The organism is Rhizobacter sp. P1_G5, assembly GCF_056405435.1.
On record NZ_JBFUCB010001225.1, the window covers coordinates 1 to 509 of the forward strand.

The window sequence follows — 509 nt, forward strand, 5'->3', positions numbered from 1 at the left end:
AACCTGGCCATCATGCTGAGCTACAACCGCGTGCTCGAGCGTTCGTACAAGAAATCGCTGGGATAAGGAGCGCGCCATGTCCAGGAACGGTCCTCTCGCTCTGCTCTTCAACGCACTCGTCATCACCTTCATGCTGGCGCCTCTGGTCATCGTGTGCGTGGTGGCCTTCACGCCCGGCAACACGCTGGCCATTCCGACCACGGAGTTTTCATTGCGCTGGTTTCGTGCGGTGTTCGCGCATTCGGACTTTGTGCAGTCCTTCAAGAACAGCCTCTGGCTGGCGTCGATATCTGCGACGCTGGCTACGCTGCTGGCTGTACCGGCCGGGCTGGCGATTGCCCGCCATACCTTCCCAGGCCGTGATTTTCTCAATGGCCTGTTTCTTTCGCCGCTGATCATTCCACATCTGGTGTTGGGTGTGGCCTTGCTGCGCACCTTCTCGCTGATCGGCGCGACCGGCAGCTTTTTCTGGCTGGCGCTGGCGCACGTGGTCATCATCACGCCCTATG

The 509-nt window shown here is 59.9% G+C and carries 1 protein-coding gene; it reads left to right on the forward strand.

The window, feature by feature from the left end:
- Positions 1 to 76: 76 nt before the first annotated feature.
- A partial coding sequence (locus tag AC1D12_RS35100; protein WP_477845644.1) for an ABC transporter permease occupies positions 77 to 509 on the forward strand: 433 nt, incomplete at its 3' end.